The following is a 5,821-nucleotide window of genomic DNA, read 5'->3' as shown; positions in this document are numbered from 1 at the left end:
GCCGGAGATCGATCGCCTGCGGGCCGCCATCCAGTTCCGCCGCGGCGATGCGGCGGGCGCCGAGGCTTCGCTGCGYAATGCGATGGCGAAAGCGCGCCGGCAAAAGGCGCGCTCGCTCGAGGAATGGGTCGAACGGGATCTCAGAGACATTCTTGTGTAAGAGCCCGCGGGCAAGCGAGGAGGAGATTGCATGAGCGAGTTTCGCGACGCGCCCCTGCGCGTGCCGTGCCAGTTGCGGCTGGGAACGGCGGCCGTGCCGGCACCGGCGGGAGAGATCGCGCCCGGCGTGCGTTCGATGGTCGTCATCACCGCGACCTCGTGGCACCCCAGCAACGTGGTCGATCTGGAATTGCGCATCGACGCAGGGCGCGTGCAACTCGTCCATGCCGCGCCCGCGATGGGGGGTGCCGGTACCCAGTCCTTCATCGCATACCTGCCTGCGCTGAGGCCGGGGCAGCGCCTGGACTATCGGGCGCAGTTGCGGCGGGCGGGGCAATTGATCGCCGAAGCGCCCGAGGACGGCGGCTGGAGGTCGGTGACCGCCGCCGCTGTCGACGCCGCGCCACCGCGCATGCCAGCATCGGCGGCGTCCGGGCCAGCCCCGGCGTCTGCGTTTCCGGCGTACTGCACGGCCGGCACGCCGCGTTTCGGCTACGGCCTTGAATTCCTGGGCGCTCTGACGGTCCAACTGCGCGCCGAGGTGCTCGGGCACACGCCTCAGGGCTATCGCATCAATTTCTTCGTCGTCCATGGCGAAGCGCACGGGCCACGGCTCAAGGGACGCGTTCGCCCCGAGGGCGGCGACTGGATGTGCATCCGTCCGGACGGCGTCGGCGAGGTCGACATCAAGATCACCTACGAGACGCCGGACGGCGCGCTCCTGCTCGAGCAGTCGGGCGGCGTCTTCGATATCGGCCAGAAGGGCTACGCCGATGTGGTGCGCGGGGTCTACACCGGCGCTCCGGCCTTCTTCGCCACGCCGACCTATGTCACCGCCGACCCGCGCTGGCAATGGATCAATCTTTTGCAGTGCTTCGGCTTCGGGCGCGTGGTGATGAACGAACTGCGCGTCGAGTGCGACATCTATGCGCCGCGCCTCGAAAGCCAGCCGCCCCTGAATTCTTGAAGGCAATACACAAGGAGCTGAGATGACAGATAACAACCAGCAGGTGCCATGGACGGACGAGCAGTGGGCGCGGGTGCGCAAGGTGATCCAGGAGGAGGCGGCCCGGGCGCGGGTGGGCGCGAGCTTCCTTCCCCTGGTCGGTCCGCTGCCACCGAGCACCGACTATGTGTCGATCGACAAGATCGCCTACGGCAAGCAGGGCCATCCAAGGCTGTCGATCGATGACAAGTCGACGGTCCAGTTGGCCACGCTGCAGGTGAGGGTGTATCTGCGAGGCGCCCAGATGGCCGATCCGGACATGGCCAGCGCGCTGCAATTGTTCCGAAGGGCCGCCAACGTGCTCGCGCGGCTCGAGGACCACGTGGTGTTCAACGGACTCAAGGGCCCGGACCAGAAGCCGCCGCCGGAACTGGCGGTCGCGAAGATCATGGGCGGCCAGGCGAGCCAGGGTCTGGCGGACGGCAAGACCCATGAATTCGACGACGCCCAGGACCCGGAGCTGCTGGGCGGACTGCTCGTGAGGGCGGTGTCGGATTGCATCGGCGAGCTCGAGAAAGCCGGCCATTTCGGTCCTTTCGCCGTGGTGTTCGACCATGCGTTCTTCACCGCCGTGCAGTCGCCCAACGCCGGGTCCCTCGTGCTGCCGCAGGACCGCATCATTCCGTTCCTCGGCGGCGGTCCGCTGCTGCGGTCGTCGACGCTTCCCAATCGCGCGGGGATCGTCGTGGCGCTCGGTGCGGAGCCGGTCGAACTCGTCGTCGCCACCGATGTGTCCCTGAGCTTCCTGCAAGTGACGCCCGAGCCCGAGTTTGTCTTCCGCGTGTACGAGAAGATCGTCCTGCGCATCAAGGAGAAGGAAGCGATCCGCGTGATCAGGATCCGTGGCGGAATCCAGGAGCCCAACGAAGCACAGGAGCCCAACGAAGAACAGGAGCCCAACGAAGAACAGGAGCCCAACAAAGGTGGCGCGTCCAAAGAAGCGCAGCTTCCTCCGGAATCGAACGAGCAAGGGCCCGGCAAAACGAAGACATGAAGCCCGAGAAGGTCATCATCCTCGGCGGCGGCGTGGCCGGCATGAGTGCCGCCCACGAGCTGATCGAGCGCGGCTTCGAGGTCGTGGTCCTCGAACGCCGCGACATCGCGGGCGGCAAGGCACGCAGCATCCCGGTGAGCGACAACGACGACGGCGGGGCCGGGCATGAGCTGGCCGACAGGGGCGTGGCGGACATCGAGCATCGCTTGCCCGGCGAACATGGCTTCCGCTTCTTCCCGGGCTTCTACAAGCACGTGGTCGACACCATGCGGCGCATCCCGTCGTTCGACGGCCGTCCGGTGGCCGATCATCTGGTGGCCACCACGCGCGTGGGTTTCACGCAGTATGACCAGCCGACCTTCGTGGTGCCGGCGAACTTTCCGCAAACTCCCGGCGATGCGGGAACGGTGCTGCGCGACATCCTGCTCGCCTTCGGCCCGATGACCGGGCTCACGCCCGACGACCTGGCATTCTTCGGCTCACGGATCTGGCAGATCATGACCTCGTGCGAACAGCGGCGACTCGACGAGTACGAGGGCATCAGCTGGTGGGAGTTCATCGGCGCGGAGCAGCGCTCCGCGGCCTATCAGAAGTTCCTCGGCGACGGGATCACGCGCTCGCTGGTGGCGGCCAAGGCCCGGCGCGCCAGCGCTCGGACCATCGGCGACATCTTCACGCAGCTCATGCTGACGATCGTCAACCCGGCCGGCGGATCGGCCGATCGGGTGCTGGACGGCCCGACGAACCTGATCTGGGTCGACCCCTGGCTGAGCTGGCTCCAGGCGAGCGGCGTGCAGTACCGCTTCAACGCCGAGGTCGAGCAGATCCTGTGCGCCGGCAACAAGGTGAGCGGCGTCGTGGTGCTCGAGCGGGGCGTGCGCACCGTCGTGCACGGCGACCACTACATCGCCGCCGTGCCGCTGGAACGCATGGCGGCGCTGGTGAACGCCGACCTGCTGGCCGCGGATCCCTCGCTCGCCAACCTGCGCACGCTGGCACCGAACGTCGAATGGATGAACGGCGTGCAGTACTACCTGTACCGCGACGTGCCCGAGGTGCATGGCCACGTGATCCACATCGACACCGAGTGGGCCCTGACCAGCATCTCCCAATTCCCTTTCTGGCGCAGCGTGGTGCCGACGATGCTCGCGTGCGGGCACGTGAAGGACATCATCTCGGTCGACGTCTCCGACTGGACGACGCCCGGCCCGGACGGCCGGCCGGCCATGCAGTGCTCGCGCGAGGAGGTCGCTCGCGAAACCTGGCGGCAGCTCAAGCGCTCGCTCAACACCGAGCAGGAAATCCTGCGCGACGAAGACCTCCACTCCTGGTTCCTGGATTCGGACACGGCCGCCGACCCGACGCGTCCCGGCTTCCTCGCGAACGCCGAGCCGCTGCTGGTGAATCTGGTCGATACCTGGAAGCTGCGGCCGACCGCGGCCACCGGCCTTGCGAACCTGTTCCTAGCGTCCGACTACGTGCGCACGCACACCGACCTGGCGACGATGGAAGGCGCCAACGAGGCGGCGCGGCGCGCGGTGAACGCGCTGCTGGACGCTGCGGCCTTCGATGGTCCGCGCTGTGAAATCTGGCCGCTTCAGGAAGTCGAACTGCTGACGCCATGGCGGCTTCACGACGCCGCCCGCCATCGGGCCGGACTGCCCTGGGATGCATCGCTCACCCAGGTCGCGGCGCAGGCGCTGCGCGCCGCGTCGCCGCTGCTCGACCAGGTGCGCCCGCTGATGGAGGTCGTGGGCCCCTTCCTGGCGCCCGTCGCCGATGCACTCGACACCGTCGACCAGGCGGTGCAAGGCCTGGGTGAGGGATACGGAGTCGATCAGAGCGTCAGGCGCGGATCCGCCTACGTGCCCACGCCGCTCGGCAACGCGCTGGGCGTCGCCKACGACGTCCCCGGCGTCGGCGACATCGTGGGCCCGGGCGGCTTCGTCGAGCGGCTGGGCTGGTATCGCGGCATGATCGTCGACACGCTGGCGGCCGGGGTGCCGGACTGGGAACCGCAGAAGCACCTGTATGGACTCGTGAAGGACTTCATGGCGCGGGCCGGCAAGGGCCTGCGGCCGGCGCTGTGCATCGCCACCACGCGCGCGCTGGGGGGGCGCAGCGAGAACGCGCTGCCCRCCGCGGCCGGCATCGAGATGCTGCACAACGCCTTCCTCGTGCACGACGACATCGAGGACGGCAGCGAGGTCCGCCGCGGCGTGCCCACCATGCACCGGCAGGCCGGCATTCCGCTCGCCGTGAACACCGGCGATGCGATGAATGCGCTGGCCATGCGGCTGCTGCGCCGCACCGGCGAGTCTCTCGGGCCGGCCGGCGCGTTGCGCATCCTGGACGAGATCGACCACATGCTGATGGAGACGCTGGAAGGACAGGCCATCGAACTGGGCTGGGTGCGGGACAACGATCTTTCCGTAGGGTCCGACGACTACCTGCGACTGGCGCTGAAGAAGACGGCGTGGTACAGCTTCATCCACCCCTTGCGGATCGGCGCGCTGGTGGCCGATCCCGAGGATGCGAATCTCGGTCGCTTCGATCGCTTCGGATACCTGTTGGGGCTGGCCTTCCAGATCACGGACGACGTTCTCAATCTGAGCGGGAGCCTGGAGCGCTACGGCAAGGAGATCGACGGCGACCTGTCCGAGGGCAAGCGCACCCTGGTGCTGACGCACGCGCTGTCGCACGCGAGCCGGGGCGAGCGCGACTGGATGAGCAACTTTCTTGCGCGCCCGCGCGAGCGTCGCCTGCCGCGCGAAGTGCTGCGGATGCACGACATCGTGGCGGGCACCGGCAGCATCGAATGGGCGCGTCAGTCGGCCGTTGCGCTCGCCGACGCCGCGGCGAACGAGTTCGACCTGTCCGCGTTCGCCGGCGCGGCACCGAGTCCGGATCTGGATTGGCTGCGCGCCAGTGTGAATTACCTGGTGCAGCGCGATTCGTAGCGCGCTGCGGCGCTCGCTAGCGCAAGGTCCCGTTCAGGTAGGGCTCGGGATCGACCGCCACGCCCTGTTTGCGGATCTCGAAATGCAGCTTCACGCGGTCGGCGTCGCTGTTGCCCATCTCGGCGATCTTCTGGCCTTGGCGTACCACCTCCTTCTCCTTGACCAGGATGGTCTTGGTGTGGGCGTAGGCGGTCAGGAAAGTGTCGTTGTGCTGGACGATCACCATGTTGCCGTAGCCGCGCAGTTCGCCGCCCACGTAGACGACGCGTCCGTCGGCCGCCGCGAGCACCGGGTCGCCCAGGTTGCCCGCGATGTCCAGGCCCTTGTTGCGGGTGCCGTCGAATCCCGAGAGCGTGCGGCCGTTCGACGGCCGGATGAAGAAGGCCTGGGGCTTCGGTGCGGGCGTTGCGGTGGGCGGGGCCGTCTGGCCCGACGGTGGCAAGGGGTAGAAAGTCGGACCCGATCCCTTGGGGGTCGAACAGGCCGCCAGGGCGGCGGCCGCGATGGCGACGGCCGCGATGGCGGTGGCGCGAAAAAGTGAGTTCTGGGCTTGCATGGCTGTTTTTTGGAACGTGATCGCCGCGAAGGGTTCCCCGCCGCGGCGACCGGACCGTATTTTTAGCACGCCGTCGAAGGAGCGGGCGTGACCAGGGGTTGCAGCCGGTGCTGCGGCTCACCCGGGGCGCCCGCGCTACTTCTGCG

General features: G+C 68.0%; 4 protein-coding genes. 3 read left to right on the top strand and 1 reads right to left on the bottom strand.

The window, feature by feature from the left end:
- Positions 1-190 precede the first annotated feature (190 nt).
- From AC1D2K_RS28385 to AC1D2K_RS28375, 3 genes are read left to right on the top strand one after another with little or no spacing between them, the layout of a single operon-like run.
- Positions 191-1,126 (top strand): DUF3237 domain-containing protein, encoded by a 936-nt coding sequence (locus tag AC1D2K_RS28385; protein WP_478092918.1) that lies wholly within the window; start codon positions 191-193, stop codon positions 1,124-1,126.
- A gap of 22 nt (positions 1,127-1,148) precedes the next feature.
- Complete coding sequence (locus tag AC1D2K_RS28380; protein WP_478092916.1) at positions 1,149-2,159, top strand: encapsulin; 1,011 nt, start codon at positions 1,149-1,151, stop codon at positions 2,157-2,159.
- Positions 2,156-5,119, top strand: a complete 2,964-nt coding sequence (locus tag AC1D2K_RS28375) for an FAD-dependent oxidoreductase (RefSeq protein ID WP_478092914.1) — start codon at positions 2,156-2,158, stop codon at positions 5,117-5,119. The genes AC1D2K_RS28380 and AC1D2K_RS28375 overlap by 4 nt, the downstream gene beginning before the upstream one ends.
- 16 nt (positions 5,120-5,135) lie before the next feature.
- Here AC1D2K_RS28375 and AC1D2K_RS28370 read toward each other — a convergent pair whose 3' ends face one another.
- Positions 5,136-5,675, bottom strand: a complete 540-nt coding sequence (locus AC1D2K_RS28370) for a murein hydrolase activator EnvC family protein (RefSeq protein WP_478092912.1) — start codon at positions 5,673-5,675, stop codon at positions 5,136-5,138.
- Positions 5,676-5,821: the final 146 nt, after the last annotated feature.

Source organism: Variovorax sp. P1_H12_2, from assembly GCF_056405335.1.
The sequence above is the reverse complement of the archived record's forward strand: the minus strand, read 5'-3'. Positions and strand labels throughout refer to the sequence as shown.